Source organism: Variovorax sp. 01N425, assembly GCF_056399465.1.
This window is the reverse complement of record NZ_JBFTRJ010000004.1, coordinates 86,431-102,984: the sequence shown is the minus strand read 5'-3', so window position 1 is coordinate 102,984 and position 16,554 is coordinate 86,431. Positions and strand designations below refer to the sequence as shown.

Below are 16,554 nucleotides of genomic sequence, written 5' to 3'. Positions count from 1 at the left end.
CGCCGCTCGCGCGGCTCACGTTTTCGTGGAAGTGACGAACGAGGGCAGGGGTGGGCTGCCTTCGGACAGCGTGAGCACCTCGTAGCCCGTTTCGGTGACCAGCACCGTGTGTTCCCATTGCGCCGACAGCGAATGGTCGCGCGTGACGATGGTCCAGCCGTCGTACTGGCCGCCCTTGAAGTCTTCCTTCACCTCGCGCTTGCCGGCGTTGATCATCGGCTCGATGGTGAAGATCATGCCGGGCTTGAGTTCTTCCAGCGTGCCCGGACGGCCGTAGTGCAGCACCTGCGGCTCTTCGTGAAAGCGCTGGCCCACGCCGTGGCCGCAGAATTCGCGCACCACCGAATAGCCCTGGCCTTCGGCGAACTTCTGGATCGCATGGCCGACGTCGCCCAGGTGGGCGCCCGGGCGCACCTGCAGGATGCCGTGCCACATGGCTTCGAAGGTGATGCTGCACAGGCGCTTGGCGGCAATGGAGGCATCGCCGATGATGTACATGCGGCTGTTGTCGCCAAACCAGCCGTCCTTGATGACGGTCACGTCGACGTTCATGATGTCGCCCTTCTTCAAGGGCTTGTCATTGGGAATGCCGTGGCACACCACGTGGTTCACCGAGGTGCAGAGCGACTTCGGAAAAGGCACGCTGCTGGCGCCCATGTAGCCCACGGTGGCCGAGGTGGTGCCCTGCTTGACCATGTATTCGGCGGCCAGGCGGTCGACGTCGTTCGTGGTGATGCCGGGCTTGATGAGGGGCGTGAGGTAGTCCAGCACCTCGGAGGCCAGGCGGCAGGCGACGCGCATGGCTTCGATGCCTGCGGCGTCTTTGTAGGTAATGCTCATCCCGGAATTATCCCATTCAGCAGAAGAACCTGCCCCCGACGCGGAGCACTTCGTGCCCCGCTGCCCCCCGAGGGGGCCGCCATCTTGGGGCGGCCCGGCGATGGCCTAAAATTCCGGGTTAACGCGGATGACCCCAGTCAGCGGCCATTCGCCCAGATTTCTTGATTCCCAACGCGGCCCCAGGCCCATTCGACCGTGACGCAGCCCGCACCTCAAGCCCTTCCCGTCGTAACCTTTTTCGAGGGCGGCAGCGCACTCAGCGATTTCCGCGCGCGGCAGCTGCTGCCGAAGCTGCAGGCGATCGATGCGCGCATCGAGGGCGTCAGCGCCCGTTTCGTGCACCTGGTGGTCACCGATGCGGCGCTCGATGCGGCCGGCCGCGAGCGCTTTGCCGCGCTCCTGGCTTACGGCGAGCCCTTCGAGGCGCCGGCCAAGGCGGGCGCCTCGGTGGTCGTCACGCCGCGCCTGGGCACCGTCTCGCCCTGGGCCTCCAAGGCCACCGACATCGCCCACAACTGCGGCCTGGCGCTGCGCCGGGTCGAGCGGGTCACGCAGTACCACCTGAAGCTCAAGGCCCCGCTGATCGGCAAGGCACCCGTGCTCGAAGGCGACCTGCTGGCCGCCGTGGCCGTCCCGCTGCACGACCGCATGACCGAATCGGTGCTGGCCACGGTCGAGCAGGCCGCCAGCCTGTTCAGCGAACTGCCGGCTCAGCCCATGGCGCTGGTCGACGTGCAGGGCGGCGGCCGCGCCGCGCTGGTGGCGGCCAACACGGGTTTTGGCCTGGCGCTGGCGGAAGACGAAATCGACTACCTGGTCGAAGCCTTCACCCGGCTCGGGCGCAACCCGAGCGACGTCGAGCTGATGATGTTCGCACAGGCCAACAGCGAGCACTGCCGCCACAAGATCTTCAACGCCAGCTTCGCCATCGACGGCCAGGCCCAGCCGCAAAGCCTGTTCTCGATGATCCGCCACACCGAGAAGCAGAATCCGCAGCACACCGTCATCGCCTATGCCGACAACGCCTCGGTGATGGAGGGCACGACGCTCGAGCGCTTCATTCCGGCGCCGGATTCGCAGAGCTATCAAAAAGATAGCGCGCTGAGCCATGTGCTGATGAAGGTCGAGACGCACAACCATCCGACCGCCATTTCGCCGTTCCCGGGCGCCTCGACCGGCGCGGGCGGCGAGATCCGCGACGAAGGCGCCACCGGCCGCGGCTCCAAGCCCAAGGCCGGCCTGACCGGCTTCACGGTGTCGAAGCTCTGGCCCGAAGAGGGCCACTACGGCAAGCCCGAGCACATCGCGAGCCCGCTGCAGATCATGACCGAGGGTCCGCTGGGCGGCGCCGCGTTCAACAACGAGTTCGGCCGGCCCAACCTGCTGGGCTACTTCCGCGAATACGAGCAGACCGTGGCGAGCGACGTCGACACGGTGCAGCGCGGCTACCACAAGCCCATCATGATCGCGGGCGGCCTCGGCAGCATCGACGCCACGCAGACGAAGAAGATCCAGTTCCCGGCCGGCTCGCTGCTGATCCAGCTCGGCGGCCCCGGCATGCGCATCGGCATGGGCGGCAGCGCCGCAAGTTCCATGGCCACGGGCGCCAACGCGGCCGAGCTCGACTTCGACTCGGTGCAGCGCGGCAACCCCGAGATCGAGCGCCGTGCGCAGGAGGTCATCAACCATTGCTGGCAGCAGGGCGCGGCCAACCCGATCCTTGCGATCCACGACGTGGGCGCGGGCGGCCTGAGCAATGCCTTCCCCGAACTGACCAACGACGCCGGCCGCGGCGCGCGCTTCGACCTGCGCGCGGTGCCGCTCGAAGAGTCGGGCATGGCGCCCAAGGAAATCTGGTGCAACGAAAGCCAGGAGCGCTACGTGCTGGCCATTGCGCCCGAATCGCTCGAGCAGTTCAAGGCCTTCTGCGAGCGCGAGCGCTGCCCGTTTTCGGTGGTGGGCGTGGCGACCGAGGAGCGCCAGCTGCTGGTGGCCGACGAAGGCGCCGCGCGCAGCGAGGACACGCCGCAGCCCGTCGACATGCCCATGGACGTGCTGCTCGGCAAGCCGCCCAAGATGCACCGCGACGTGAAGAGCGTCGCCCGCACGTTCAAGCCGCTCGACCTCACGGGCGTCGACCTGCAGAAGGCCGCCATCGACGTGCTCTCGCACCCGACCGTGGCCTCCAAGCGTTTCCTCATCACCATCGGCGACCGCACCGTGGGCGGCCTGAGCCACCGCGACCAGATGGTCGGCCCCTGGCAGGTGCCGGTGGCCGACTGCGCCGTGACGCTGGCCGACTACAAGGGCTTTGCCGGCGAGGCGATGAGCATGGGCGAGCGCACGCCGCTGGCCGCGCTCGACGCGCCGGCCTCGGGCCGCATGGCCGTGGCCGAGGCCATCACCAACCTGCTGGCCGCGCCGATCGAGCTCTCGCGCGTGAAGCTGTCGGCCAACTGGATGGCCGCCTGCGGCGAGCCCGGTGAAGATGCCGCGCTGTACGAAACCGTCAAGGCCGTGGGCCTGGAGCTGTGCCCGGCACTCGGCGTGTCGATTCCGGTCGGCAAGGATTCGCTGTCGATGCGCACGCAGTGGAAGGATGGCGGCGAAGCCCGGAAGGTCACCTCGCCCGTGAGCCTGATCGTGACCGCCTTCGCCACGCTGGCCGATGTGCGCGGCACGCTCACGCCGCAGCTCGATGCACAAGAGGCCGACAGCACGCTGGTGCTGATCGACCTGGGCCGCGGCCAGCACCGCATGGCCGGCAGCATCCTCGCGCAGACGCTGAACCAGAGCGGCGACACGGTGCCCGACCTCGACGATCCCGCGCAGCTCGTCGCGCTGGTCAATGCCGTGAACGCGCTGCGCGCCGACGGCAAGATCCTGGCCATGCACGACCGCAGCGACGGCGGCCTGTTCGCCACCGCCTGCGAAATGGCCTTCGCGGGCCACGTGGGCGTGGCGCTCAACGTCGACATGCTGGTGACCGAAGGCGACGGCATCTCCGACAGCCGCATGGAAACCGGCGACGCCAAGAACTGGGCGCAGCAGGTCAGCGCGCGGCGCGAGGAGCTCACGCTCAAGGCGCTGTTCAACGAAGAGCTCGGCATGGTGCTGCAGGTGCGCACCGAGGAGCGCAACGAGGTGATGCAGGTGCTGCGGGCCCACGGCCTCAGCGCCCACAGCCATTTCGTCGGCAAGACGCGGCCCGCCAGTTCCACGATGGAGGCCGGCAAGGGCAAGCTCGAAGTCTGGCGCGATGCCAAGTCGGTGTTCAGCGCAACGCTGCAGGACCTGCACCAGGTGTGGGATTCGGTCAGCTGGAAGATCGCCCGCGAGCGCGACAACCCGGCCTGCGCCGATGCCGAGCACGCCGCGGCCGGCGAACCTTCGGACCCCGGCATGCACGTCTTCCTCCCTCTCCCTCCGGGAGAGGGCAGGGGTGAGGGCAACGGGCTCAACGCCCCCGCCATCCTTCAGAACCGCCCCAAGGTCGCCATCCTGCGCGAGCAGGGCGTCAATTCGCATGTCGAGATGGCCTACGCCTTCACCGAGGCCGGCTTCGAGGCCTTCGACGTCCACATGACCGACCTGCAGGCCGGCAGGGCGGACCTCGCCGACTTCAAGGGCGTGGTGGCCTGCGGCGGCTTCAGCTACGGCGACACGCTGGGCGCCGGCATCGGCTGGGCGCGCAGCATCACCTTCAACCCGAAGCTCGCCGAACAGTTCAAGGCCTTCTTCGGCCGCGAAGACACCTTCGGCCTGGGCGTGTGCAACGGCTGCCAGATGTTCGCCGAGCTGGCCGACATCATTCCGGGCGCCGAGGCCTGGCCGCGCTTCACCACCAACCAGAGCGAACGCTTCGAGGCGCGCCTGTCGATGGTCGAAGTGCTCGAATCGCCGAGCCTCTTCTTTGCGGGCATGGCGGGCACGCGCCTGCCGATCGCGGTGGCTCACGGCGAGGGCTATGCCAACTTCAAGCACCGCGGCGACGCGGCCAAGGCCATTGCGGCGATGCGCTTCGTGGACAACCACGGCAACCCGACCGAGCAGTACCCGTTCAACCCGAACGGCAGCGCCGGCGGCCTGACCTCGGTGACCACGCCGGACGGCCGCTTCACCGCGGTGATGCCGCACCCCGAGCGCGTGTTCCGCAACATCCAGATGAGCTGGACCGGCGGCGACCGGAGCGAGCTGAGCCCCTGGATGCGGATCTGGCGCAACGCGCGCCGCTGGGTAGGCTGAAAGAAAGAGCCCGGAACGAAAAAGCGGCCCGCGGGCCGCTTTCTTCATGGGGCAGGAAAGCCGCGGGGCTTACTCGACCTTGGCCTTCGCGCGCAGTTCTTCCTGGTACTTCTGCAGGCGCTGCTGCTGCAGCTGCTGCGTGATCTGCGGCTGAACTTCTTCCAGCTTCGGCAGTTGCGCCTGGCGGACATCGTCGACGCGGATGATGTGGTAGCCAAACTGCGTCTTGACGGGGGCGGGCGTGGTCTCGCCCTTCTTGAGCTTGATCATTGCTTCGGAGAACTCGGGCACGAAGCTCGCGGGGTTGGCCCAGTCGAGATCGCCGCCGTTGGCGCCCGATCCCGGGTCCTTGCTCTGCTTCTTGGCGATGTCCTCGAACTTGGCGCCCTTCTTCAGGTCGGCCATGATCTTCTTGGCCTGGTCCTCGGTCTCGACCAGGATGTGGCGGGCCTTGTATTCCTTGCCGCCGTTGGCCGCCACGAACTTGTCGTACTCGGCCTTCACCTCGGCATCGGAGACCGGGCTGGTCTTGCGGTAGTTCTCGAACAGCGCGCGGATCAGGATGGCCTGGCGGGCGAGTTCGAGCTGGTTCCTGTAGTCGTCGGTGGCGTCCAGGCCCTGCTTCTGCGCTTCCTGCATGAACACTTCGCGCGCGACGATTTCCTCGCGCAGCTGGCCCTGCATTTCCGGCGTGACCGGGCGGCCGGCCGCGGCCAGCTGCTGGGCCAGCACGTCCATGCGCGCCTTGGGCACGGGCTTGCCGTTGACGATGGCTGCGTTCTGCGCCACGGCCGCCAGAGGAATCGCACCGAGCAGCGCTGCGGCCGCAACGGCCTGCAAGAGTTGTTTTTTCATGAAATGAATATCAGGCTGGAGGGGAAATGCGCGTGTAGGAAAAAGCGCGTGGAAAAAAAGCGGAGGAGCGGGAAAAAAGGGTCGGGCCGCCGCGGCCGTATCGGCGCGTGCCGGCAATCGAACGACTCAGAGCACCTCGATGGCGATGGCGTGCAGACCCTGTGCGATAAAAACTTGGAGGGCATCATACACAAGGCGATGTCGCGCCACGCGGGGCTTCCCTTCGAACAGTGGGGAAGCAATGCGGACCCGGAAGTGGGTGCCCCGGCCCTCGGCATTGGCGCCGGCGTGGCCGGCATGGGCGCCGCTCTCGTCGATCACCTCGAGCGTGGTGGGCTGCAGCGCCTGGCGCAGCGCCGCTTCGAGGTCGCGCGCCGTGGGCAGCGGATGGGTGGCGGCGGTGCTCATACGGAGGGTTCGTCGTTCTTGAGGTGCGGCGAGATGTAGAGGCCCTGCGCCACCAGGAACACGATCGGGAACACGTAGCCCCAGAGCTTGAAGTTGACCCATGCCTCGGTGGTGAAGTAGGCCGCCACGTAGCCGTTGATGGCCGCCATGAAGAGGCAGTAGCCGATCCACGCCACGTTCAGGCGCCCCCAGATGCGGTCCGGCAGCTGCAGCTGCGAGCCCAGCAGCATCTTGAGGAAGTTCTTCTTCAGCGCCCAGAGCGCCACCGCCAGCGCGATGGCCATGGCGCCGTACAGGACCGTGGGCTTCCACTTGATGAAGCGGTCGTCGTGCAGCACCAGCGTGAGCGTGCCGAACAGCAGGATCAGCACCAGCGTGGCCTTCTGCATGGCCTGCAGCTTGCGCTCCATGGCGTAGATGATGCCCATCTGCAGCACGGTGGCGGCCATCAGCACGCCGGTGGCGGTATAGATGTCGGCCAGCTTGTAGGCGCCGAAGAACAGCAGGATCGGAAAGAAGTCGAGGATCAGTTTCATGCGCTGGGCAGGCCGGTTCGGTGGTTGCTTATTTCTTCTTGAAATCGAGCGAGGCGGAGTTCATGCAGTAGCGCAGGCCGGTTTCGGTGGGGCCGTCGGGGAACACGTGGCCCAGGTGGGCGCCGCAATTGGCGCAGACGTTCTCGGTGCGCACCATGCCGTGCGAGCGGTCGACGATGTTGCGGATGGCGCCCGGCACGGCCTCTTGCGAGAAGCTCGGCCAGCCGCAGCCCGCGTCGAACTTGGTGGACGATTCGAACAGCTTGGCGCCGCAGCAGATGCAGTGGTAGGTGCCGTCGTCCCAGTGCGCCTCGTACTTGCCGGTGAAGGGGCGTTCGGTGGCCGCGTGGCGCGTGACCTCGAAAGCCGCGGGCTCGGCGCCTTTTTCGGCAAGCAGGGCTTTCCATTCGGCGTCGGTTTTCTCGATGGGAGTGGTCATGATGAGCAGCTGATTTCGATCGTGGAGGCCCAGTCGGGCGGGAACCCGGCATAGGCATCGGCGCCGGGATGTTCTTCAAATGGGGTTTCGAGCAGCGCCAACAAGGTTGCCACAGCCGAGAAGTCCTTCTGGCTCGCCGCTTCGATGGCCTGCTGGCCCAGGTGGTTCCGCAAGACGTACTTCGGATTCGATCTGAGCATCAGGTCCGCGGCCTGGGCGCGCGGTGCCTGCGCATGGCGCTCTGAAAAGGATAGCAGCCAGGCATCGAAGCCCGCACGGTCCAGGAACAGGTCGCGCACCGGTTCGGCGTTGCCGCCCGCCATGTGCTGCGAAAGGCGGCGCCAGAAGATGGTGTAGTCGACCTTTTCGGCAGCCAAGAGCTTCAGCACGCCCTCGATGAGCGCGCGATCGCCTTCGGCCGGCTCCGCGAGGCCGAGCTTGGCGCGCATGCGGCTCTCGAATTCGCGCGGGAACACCGTCTTGTAGGACTCCAGCGCGGCGACGGCGATTTCCTGGTCGCCGATCAGCGGCAACAGCGCCTGCGCCAGGCAGAACAGGTTCCAGTAGGCCACGTTGGGCTGCTGGTTGAAGGCGTAGCGGCCGCTGGTGTCGCTGTGGTTGCAGATGTGGCGCGGATCGAAGCCGTCCAGGAACTGGAACGGCCCGTAGTCGATGGTGAGCCCGAGGATGCTCATGTTGTCGGTGTTCATCACGCCGTGGCAAAAGCCCACGGCCTGCCATTGCGCGAGCAGGGCGGCGGTGCGCTCGCTCACGGCTTCCAGGAAGGCCGCGTAGGCATTGCCGTTGAAGCGGCTGGTGCTGCGGCAGTCCGGGTAGTAGCGGTCGATGACGTAGTCGGCCAGCGCGCGCAGCTCGGCATCGCGCTGGCTGGCCGAGAAGTGCTCGAAGTGGCCGAAGCGGATGAAGCTGGGCGCCACGCGGGTCACGACGGCGGCGGTTTCGGGCATTTCGCGGTACACGCGGGCGTCGGAGCCCGTGACGCAGAGCGCGCGGGTGGTTGGGATGCCCAGGCCGTGCATGGCCTCGCTGCAGAGGAATTCGCGGATGCTGGAGCGCAGCACGGCGCGGCCGTCGGCGCCGCGCGAGTAGGGCGTGCGGCCCGCGCCCTTGAGCTGCACTTCGAGGCCGCCCTCGGTTTCGCCAAGCATGATGGCGCGGCCGTCGCCGAGCTGGCCGGCCCAGACGCCGAACTGGTGGCCGCTGTACACGGTGGCGAAGGGCTGCGTTCCGGCGACGGGCAGGTTGCCGGTCAGTGCCGCCAGCGTGCCCTCCGATTGCCGCCAATCGGCCGGCAGGCCGAGCAGGCGGGCCGCTGCCTCGCTGTGGCCCACCCAGTAGGGGGGATCGGGCAGGGGCGTCGGCCGCAGTTCGGTGAGAAAGGCGGGGCCCAGCGCCCGGAATCCGGGTTTCCAGCGCAATCCCAGGTCCGCGGCGGCCGTGTCTTCAGCAAGCAAGCTCATGCCCGGATTGTCCGGCAGAGCGCGAGACCCCTGGCGATGCGGGCCATCGGAAGGTCGAGGCCCCTTCAGTGGGCCAGCGCCGGCGTGTCCCAGATGCGCGCCCGGTATTGGGCGGGCGGCAGCCCGAACCAGCGCTTGCAGGCCCGGAAGAAGTTGCTGCTGTCGACGAAGCCGAGCATGTCGGCCACGTCGGTGAGGGTGTGGCGGTCTTCCGCCAGGTACTGCTGCGCCAGTTCGCGGCGGGTGCGGTCGAGCAGCGACTGGAACGACACCGACTCCTGCTGCAGCCGCCGCTGCAGCGTGCGCTCCGCAAGGCCGAGGCCCGCGGCCACGTCCTGCCGGCGCGGTTCGCCTTGCGGCAGCCGGCGCGCGATCTCGGCGCACACCAGGGTGCTGGTGGTGGTCTGGCCCAGCAGGTTCAGCTGGTCGTCCAGCAGGTGCTCCTGCATTTCGCCCAGCGTGGGGTGATGGGTGGGCAGCGGCATCGCCATGTCGGCCGCCGACAGCAGCAGCCGGTTGGCCGGCGCGTTGTAGCGGATTGCGCAGCCGAAGGCCTCGCGGTGCAGCCGGTCGTCGGCCGGCGGCGGATAGACGAATTCGAGCGCCAGCGGCTGCAGCTCGCGCCGCGTGAGCCACTGGCACTGCATGAAGACGGTGAGCAGGGCGTATTCGACGCGCTGGCGCGGAATCGGCAGGCTGCCGCCGGTGTGCTCCATCACCATCCAGCAGCCGCGCGCCTCGCGCTGCAGCGAGAAGGCGGTCGCGTCGGAGATGACCGCCATGTAGCGCGTGAGCCGCGCGAGCGCCGCGCCCAGGTCGGCGCTGCAGGCCATGGCGTGGCCGACCGTGCCCAGCTTGCTGTGCGTGGCGGCCAGGTCGCGCGCGAGGCCCAGCGTGGGCTTGCCGGCGCGAGCCACCGCCAGCTGCCAGAGCACCGAGATCTCGTCCACCGGAATGCGGGTGTTCTGCCGATGCAGCGAATCGGGGTCGAAGCCCGCGTCGCGCAGCAGCGAGGGTACGTCGATTCCTTCGGCCTCGAACATCGAGAGCACGCCTTCGAGCCAGGCGGCCGAACTGGTCCGCAGCTCGGGCTGCTGCGCGCAGCCGGACCGGCGTTGCGGCCGGCGCTGGGCATGCGGCATGGAGGCTCCTGAAGTCATTGAATTGGCGCGCTTGCGATAGCGGCGGAAACGGCGTGCGTTCCTAGAATTTTTGAGGGGTTCGGCGGGCCGGAGTATGGCCACCGGACGCGCAGGCAGGAATTCCGATTAACCCGGTGTGGAGACAAATAATGGACAAGGCACTGACAGCAGCGCTACGCGCCCGGCCAGAAAACCAGGGCATGGCGGCAACGGCCACGGCAGCGGCGGCGCGGGCACTGGCCGCGGCGGCCTGCCTGGCCCTCGCGGCCTGCGGCGGCGGCTCCTCGGGCGGGTCGTTCTCGTTCCTGCCGGCCGCGCCGCCTGCACCGCCGCCGCCAGCCGCGCCGCCGCCGGCCGCCGAGGGTCCCATGGTGCGCCAGACCACCGCCGGCAAGATCGAGGGCGTGGACGACAGCGCCAGCTCGGGCACCTGGTTCTGGAAGGGCGTTCCCTTCGCGCAGCCGCCGGTCGGCGCGCTGCGCTGGCGTGCGCCGGTGGAACCCGAGGCCTGGAGCGGCATCCGCCCGGCCGCGAAGTTCGGCAATGCCTGCCTGCAGATCGGCCGGCTCTTCAGCCCCGGCGCCAACAACACCTACGACGCCACCATCGGCACCACGCTGGGCAAGCCGGTCGGCAGCGAGGACTGCCTGTTCGTCAACATCTGGCGGCCCGCGACGGACGAGCGGAACCTGCCCGTGCTGCTGTTCGTGCACGGCGGCAGCAATATTTCGGGCTACACGGCCGATCCGCTCTACGACGGCGCCCGGCTCGCGAAGGCCGCCAACGCGGTGGTCGTCACCGCCAGCTACCGCCTGGGCATCCTGGGCTTCCTGAACATGCCGCAGTTGCGCCCGGGCGGCAGCGCGGGCGACGACTCGGGCAACTTCGCGCTGCTCGACAACATGGCGGCGCTGCGCTTCATCAAGAACAACATCGCGAACTTCGGCGGCGATCCGGGCAACGTCACGCTCTCAGGCGAATCGGCCGGCGCCACCAACCTGCTGGCGGTGATGACCTCGCCGATGGCCAAGGGCCTGTTCCACAAGGCCTTCGAGATGAGCGGCGGCATCTCGCTCGCGAGCAACCTGCCGCCAGGCACGCTGCCGACCCTGGCGCCGGCAGCGGCTTCGCTCGCGCAGGGGCAGTCGATCCTCGAGAAGCTGCTCGTGGCCGACGGCACCGCCGCCGACGCGGCCGCCGCCAAGGCCTACATCGGCACGCGCACGCCGGCCCAGATTGCCGAGTACCTGCGCGCCCAGGAGGGTGGGGCGATGCTGGCCACGGTGGTTGCCAGCGGCCTGGGCAGCGTCGCGCCGATTCCCGACGGCACGGTGCTGCCGGCCGATCCGATCGGCGCCATCGCGGCCGGCAACTACGCCAAGGTGCCGATGCTGGCCGGCAACACGCGCGACGAGGGCAAGCTCTTCGCCTCGCTGCTGGGAACCATCGGCTTCCCCAAGCCGGGCTGGATCGTCACCGATGCCCAGCGCTTCTCGATGATGTTCAACTTCGACCCCGATGCACCGCCCACGCTCACGGTGGCCGACATCATCGATGCGTCCTACCTTCCGGTAGACACGCCCGGCACCGGCTACAACGCGGCCACCGCCGTCATCACGAAGGGCCTGTTCGAGGCCAACCGCGACAACCTGCTCAACACCATGAAGACGCAGCAGTCGAACATCTGGCACTACCGCCTCGACTGGGCGCAGGAGCCCTCGCCGTGGAACGACGTGTACGGGGCCGCGCATGCCTTCGACCTGCCGTTCGTGTTCGGCAACTTCAGCGGCTCGCTGCTCAGCAACGTGATGGGCGGCAAGGCCAACCAGGCGGGCCGGCTCGCGCTGTCCAGGGCGGTGATGGCCAGCGTCGGCGCCTTCATGCGCAAGGGCGACCCGAACACGCCCGAACTTGGTGCAACCTGGGCGACATGGCCGTCGCAGCTGCGGCTCGACGCCACGCCCTCGGCGGCGGTGGTCACGCCGGCGCAGGCCGTGCCTTGATCGGGCACATCAATGAGCCGCTCCGTTCAATCCGGCAGTGCGGGTTTGTGTCATTGTGGAAGTGGCCGAAGCTTGCGTGAATCCGTTGTCCGCAAGCTTTCATGAAGTCATTTCAAAAAGGAGTCCGTAGATGCTGGGTTTGATGCAAGACCAACCGCTCTTGATCTCGTCGCTGATCGAGTTCGCCGAGCGCCACAACGGCGACGGCGAGATCGTCTCGCGCCGGGTCGAGGGCGACATCCACCGCACGACGTGGGGCGGGATCGCATCGCGCGCCCGGCAGGTGGCCAATGCGCTGGACGGCGAGCAGCTGCTGTTCAGCGACCGCATCGCCACGCTGGCGTGGAACGGCTACCGGCACCTGGAGCTGTACTACGGCGTGAGCGGCAGCGGCCGCGTGCTGCACACCATCAACCCGCGCCTGCACCCCGACCAGATCGCCTGGATCGCCAACCACGCGGAAGACCAGATCCTGTGCTTCGACCTGAACTTCCTGCCGCTGGTGCAGGCAGTGCACGCCAAGTGCCCCACGGTGCGCAAATGGATTGCCCTGTGCGACGCCGACAGGCTGCCGGCGGACAGCGGCGTGCCCAACCTCGTGAGCTACGAAAGCTGGATCGGCGGGCAGTCCACCGGCTACGACTGGCCCACCTTCGACGAGAACTCGGCCTCGAGCATGTGCTACACGAGCGGCACCACCGGCAACCCCAAGGCCGCGCTCTACAGCCACCGCTCGACCATGCTGCATGCCTACGCCGCGGCCCTGCCCGACGTCATGCGGCTGTCGGCGCGCGACTCGGTGCTGCCGGTGGTGCCGATGTTCCACGTCAACGCCTGGGGCATTCCGTACTCGGCCGCGCTGGTGGGCTGCAAGCTCGTGTTTCCGGGGCCGGCGCTCGACGGCAGGTCGGTGTACGAGCTGATCGAATCCGAGGGCGTCACCTTCGCGGCCGGCGTGCCCACCGTGTGGCAGATGATGCTCGGCCACATGCAGGCCAACGGCCTGAAGTTCAGCAAGCTCAACCGCACGGTGATCGGCGGCTCGGCCTGCCCGCCGGCCATGATCACGGCGTTCCAGGAGAACTACAGCGTCGAGGTGCTGCATGCCTGGGGCATGACCGAGATGAGCCCGCTGGGCACGCTGTGCACGCTCAAGAACAAGCACCTGTCGCTGCCGCCCGATGCGCAGCTGCAGATCCGCATGAAGCAGGGCCGCGCGATCTTCGGCGTCGACATGAAGATCGTCGACGGCAACGGCAAGGAGCTGCCCTGGGACGGCAAGGCCTACGGCGACCTGTTGGTCAAGGGCCCCTGGATCGTGAAGGAATACTTCAAGGGTGAGGGCGGCGATCCGCTCGTGCGCGACGCGCAGGGCCGCGGCTGGTTCCCGACCGGCGACGTCGCCACCATCGACGCCGAGGGCTACCTGCAGATCACCGACCGCAGCAAGGACGTGATCAAGTCCGGCGGCGAGTGGATCAGCTCCATCGAGATCGAGAACATCGCCGTCGCGCACCCGGGCGTGGCCATGGCCGCCTGCATCGGCGTGTACCACCCCAAGTGGGACGAGCGGCCGATCATCGCGGTGGTGAAGAAGCCCAACGCGGAGGTCGCGCGCGAGGAGCTGCTGAAGTTCTACGAGGGCAAGACGGCCAAGTGGCAGATCCCCGACGACGTGGTGTTTGTCGATGCCATTCCGATCGGCGCCACCGGCAAGATCCTCAAGACCAAGCTTCGCGAACTGCTCAAGGACTACAAGCTGCCCACCTGCTGACCCCGCGCCAAGGCCTGGCCGCACTGTCGCGCATGCGATAGCAAGGCCGCTTCGGCGGCCTTCCTTCCGGGCAATCCCTGTGCGGCGAAGAAAAGGGCGCTTGTACGCTGGCATCCCGCCTTTCACTCCGGAGACTCTTCATGCAATTTGCCATCAAGTCAGCAGCCGCCTGTGCCATGTTGGTCGGCATGACGGCCGCACTCGCCCAGAAGGGCGAGACCGTCAAGATCGCCTGGCTCGATCCGCTGTCGGGCCTGATGGCGGCGGTGGGAACCAACCAGCTCAAGACCACGCAGTTCCTGGCCGAGGAGTTCAACAAGAAGAATGCCTCGGGCGTGAAGTTCGAGATCATCGCGATCGACAACAAGCTCAGCCCGCAAGAGACGACCGCGGCGCTGCGCTCCGCGCAGGACCAGGGTGCGCGCTACATCACCCAGGGCAACGGCTCGGGCCCGGCGCTTGCGATCATCGACGCCGTCGAAAAGAACAACGCGCGCAATCCCGGCAAGGAACTGCTCTACCTGAACTACGCGGCGGTGGACCCCGACCTCACCAACAGCAAGTGCAGCTACTGGCACTTCCGGCTCGACGCCGACACCTCCATGAAGATGGAAGCGCTGACCACCTGGATGAAGGACCAGCCCGACATCAAGAAGGTCTACATCCTTGGCCAGAACTATTCGCACGGCCAGCAGGTGTCGAAGTTCGCCAAGGAAGACCTGAAGGCCAAGCGCCCCGACATCCAGATCGTGGGCGACGACCTGCACCCGCTCGCGCAGGTGCGCGACTTCTCGCCCTACATTGCCAAGATCAAGGCCTCGGGCGCCGACACGGTCATCACGGGCAACTGGGGCTCCGACCTGTCGCTGCTCATCAAGGCTGCGAACGACTCGGGGCTGGACGTCAAGTTCCTGACGTACTACGCGCCGGGCGCCGGCACGCCCACGGCCATGGGCGCCACCTCGGCAGGCAAGGTCTACACCGTGGCCTATGCCCACTACAACATGGGCGGCGAGATCCAGCGGCTTCTTGCCGGCTACAAGAAGAAGATGAACGACGACCTGACGCAGTCCTCGATCTACCACACGTTCGCATTGCTCGATGCCGCTTTCGTCCAGACCAAATCGACCGACCCGGTCAAGGTGGCCGCGGCACTCGAAGGCATGAAGATCAAGAGCTTCAACGGCGAGGTCGAGATGCGCAAGGCCGACCACCAGCTGCAGCAGGGCCTGTACATCTCGCGCTGGGAAAAGGCGAGCGCCAAGTACCCCTACGACGCCGAGAACACCGGCTACACGAATGTCCCCGTGAAGTACTACGAGTCGTATGTGGCGAGCACGCCCACCACCTGCCAGATGAAGCGCCCCTGAGCATCCATGTGATGGCGTTTCCTACCCGCTGGTAGCAGCTGCCTACCGCGCGGTAGCAAGCTTGAGAAATGCAGTGTCGCCTGCGCGATAGAAACGGGCCTTGCGGCCGCCTCCTTACGGGCATTCCCTGAGGGTAGGGGCCACAAACGCTTGTACTCTCGTGCGGCCATTTGAATCGGTTTGACCAGGAGAAATAGATCGTGAAGTTCGCTCTGAAAATCGCTACCGCCTCCATCCTTGCAGCGAGCGCCGCCGGCGCGCTGGCCCAGAAGGGCGAAACCGTGAAGATCGCCTGGCTCGACCCGCTGTCGGGCCTGATGGCCGCCGTTGGCACCAACCAGCTCAAGACCTTCCAGTTCCTGGCCGAGGAGTTCAACAAGAAGAACGCGGCCGGCGTGAAGTTCGAGGTCATCGCCATCGACAACAAGCTGAGCCCGCAGGAGACCACCAGCGCGCTGCGCTCGGCCATGGACCAGGGCGCACGCTACGTGGTGCAGGGCAACGGCTCCGGCCCGGCGCTGGCCATCATCGACGCGCTCGAGAAGCACAACGCCCGCAACCCGGGCAAGGAAGTGCTCTACATCAACTACGCGGCCGTCGACCCCGACCTCACCAACAGCAAGTGCAGCTACTGGCACTTCCGCCTCGATGCCGACACCTCCATGAAGATGGAAGCGCTGACCGCCTTCATGAAGGAGCAGCCCGACATCAAGAAGGTCTACCTCATCAACCAGAACTACTCGCACGGCCAGCAGGTCTCCAAGTTCGCCAAGCAGAACCTCAAGGACAAGCGGCCCGATGTCGAGATCGTGGGCGACGACCTGCATCCGCTGGCCCAGGTGCGCGACTTCTCGCCCTACATCGCCAAGATCAAGGCTTCGGGTGCCGACACCGTCATCACCGGCAACTGGGGTTCCGACCTCGCGCTGCTCATCAAGTCGGCCAACGACTCGGGCCTGAACGTCAAGTTCTACACCTACTACGCCGTGACCAACGGCACGCCCACCGCCATGGGCGCGGCTTCGGACGGCAAGGTCTACCAGGTGGGCTACAGCCACTACAACGCGCCCGGCCCGGTGCAGCCGCTGATGAACGAGTTCAAGAAGAAGTTCAACGACGACATGTACACCACCGACATCTACACGGTGTACGCCATGCTCAGCGAAGCCTTCGTGCGCACCAAGTCGACCGAGCCCGTCAAGGTGGCGGCCGCGATGGAAGGCATGAAGTTCAAGAGCTTCAACGGCGATGTCGAGATGCGCAAGTCCGACCACCAACTGCAGCAGGGCCTGTGGATCACGCGCTGGCAGAAGGCCGACGCCAAGAACCCCTACAGCCCGGAAAACACCGGCTACACGCTGGCGCCCGTCAAGTTCTACGAAGCCTACGTTGCGAGCACGCCCACCTCGTGCCAGATGAAGCGGCCCAACAACTCCTGATCGCCCGATCGCGCGCCGACCG

At 67.0% G+C, this 16,554-nt stretch carries 12 protein-coding genes; 5 read left to right on the top strand and 7 right to left on the bottom strand.

What is annotated here, in order from left to right; genetic code table 11:
• Window positions 1-15: 15 nt before the first annotated feature.
• Window positions 16-840: a type I methionyl aminopeptidase gene (gene map / locus AC1DSC_RS08290; protein WP_018904501.1), complete on the bottom strand. Its 825-nt coding sequence runs from the start codon at window positions 838-840 to the stop codon at window positions 16-18.
• Window positions 841-1,035: 195 nt separating this feature from the next.
• On the opposite strand from map, the gene purL reads away from it, so the two are divergent.
• Window positions 1,036-5,085, top strand: a complete 4,050-nt coding sequence (gene purL / locus AC1DSC_RS08285; protein ID WP_436287745.1) for a phosphoribosylformylglycinamidine synthase — start codon at window positions 1,036-1,038, stop codon at window positions 5,083-5,085.
• A gap of 69 nt (window positions 5,086-5,154) precedes the next feature.
• On the opposite strand, the gene AC1DSC_RS08280 is transcribed toward purL, so the two are convergent.
• The 6 genes from AC1DSC_RS08280 to AC1DSC_RS08255 all read right to left on the bottom strand — a co-directional run bounded on the left by AC1DSC_RS08280 (window position 5,155) and on the right by AC1DSC_RS08255 (window position 9,946).
• Window positions 5,155-5,940 (bottom strand): peptidylprolyl isomerase, encoded by a 786-nt coding sequence (locus tag AC1DSC_RS08280; protein WP_012748041.1) that lies wholly within the window; start codon window positions 5,938-5,940, stop codon window positions 5,155-5,157.
• A 126-nt stretch (window positions 5,941-6,066) separates the two neighbouring features.
• Window positions 6,067-6,348, bottom strand: a complete 282-nt coding sequence (locus AC1DSC_RS08275; RefSeq protein ID WP_436287744.1) for a BolA family protein — start codon at window positions 6,346-6,348, stop codon at window positions 6,067-6,069.
• Complete coding sequence (locus tag AC1DSC_RS08270) at window positions 6,345-6,884, bottom strand: septation protein A (protein ID WP_012748039.1); 540 nt, start codon at window positions 6,882-6,884, stop codon at window positions 6,345-6,347. The genes AC1DSC_RS08275 and AC1DSC_RS08270 overlap by 4 nt, the downstream gene beginning before the upstream one ends.
• 28 nt (window positions 6,885-6,912) lie before the next feature.
• Window positions 6,913-7,323 carry a peptide-methionine (R)-S-oxide reductase MsrB gene (msrB, locus tag AC1DSC_RS08265; protein ID WP_012748038.1) on the bottom strand — a complete coding sequence of 137 codons (411 nt, stop codon included), beginning with the start codon at window positions 7,321-7,323 and terminating at the stop codon, window positions 6,913-6,915.
• A complete protein-coding gene (locus AC1DSC_RS08260; RefSeq protein WP_436287743.1) occupies window positions 7,320-8,804 on the bottom strand; it encodes a protein adenylyltransferase SelO in 1,485 nt (494 codons plus the stop codon). The genes msrB and AC1DSC_RS08260 overlap by 4 nt, the downstream gene beginning before the upstream one ends.
• Window positions 8,805-8,869: 65 nt before the next feature.
• Entirely contained in the window at window positions 8,870-9,946 is a 1,077-nt protein-coding gene (locus AC1DSC_RS08255) for an AraC family transcriptional regulator (RefSeq protein WP_436287742.1), read from the bottom strand.
• A gap of 200 nt (window positions 9,947-10,146) precedes the next feature.
• On the opposite strand from AC1DSC_RS08255, the gene AC1DSC_RS08250 reads away from it, so the two are divergent.
• The 4 genes from AC1DSC_RS08250 (at window position 10,147) to AC1DSC_RS08235 (ending at window position 16,532) form a co-directional block, all read left to right on the top strand.
• Window positions 10,147-11,949 carry a carboxylesterase/lipase family protein gene (locus AC1DSC_RS08250; RefSeq protein ID WP_436287741.1) on the top strand — a complete coding sequence of 601 codons (1,803 nt, stop codon included), beginning with the start codon at window positions 10,147-10,149 and terminating at the stop codon, window positions 11,947-11,949.
• A gap of 130 nt (window positions 11,950-12,079) precedes the next feature.
• Complete coding sequence (locus AC1DSC_RS08245; RefSeq protein ID WP_436287740.1) at window positions 12,080-13,723, top strand: 3-(methylthio)propionyl-CoA ligase; 1,644 nt, start codon at window positions 12,080-12,082, stop codon at window positions 13,721-13,723.
• Between the two features lie 140 nt (window positions 13,724-13,863).
• Window positions 13,864-15,093, top strand: a complete 1,230-nt coding sequence (locus AC1DSC_RS08240; RefSeq protein WP_012748033.1) for a branched-chain amino acid ABC transporter substrate-binding protein — start codon at window positions 13,864-13,866, stop codon at window positions 15,091-15,093.
• A gap of 200 nt (window positions 15,094-15,293) precedes the next feature.
• Window positions 15,294-16,532 (top strand): branched-chain amino acid ABC transporter substrate-binding protein, encoded by a 1,239-nt coding sequence (locus AC1DSC_RS08235; protein WP_012748032.1) that lies wholly within the window; start codon window positions 15,294-15,296, stop codon window positions 16,530-16,532.
• Window positions 16,533-16,554: the final 22 nt, after the last annotated feature.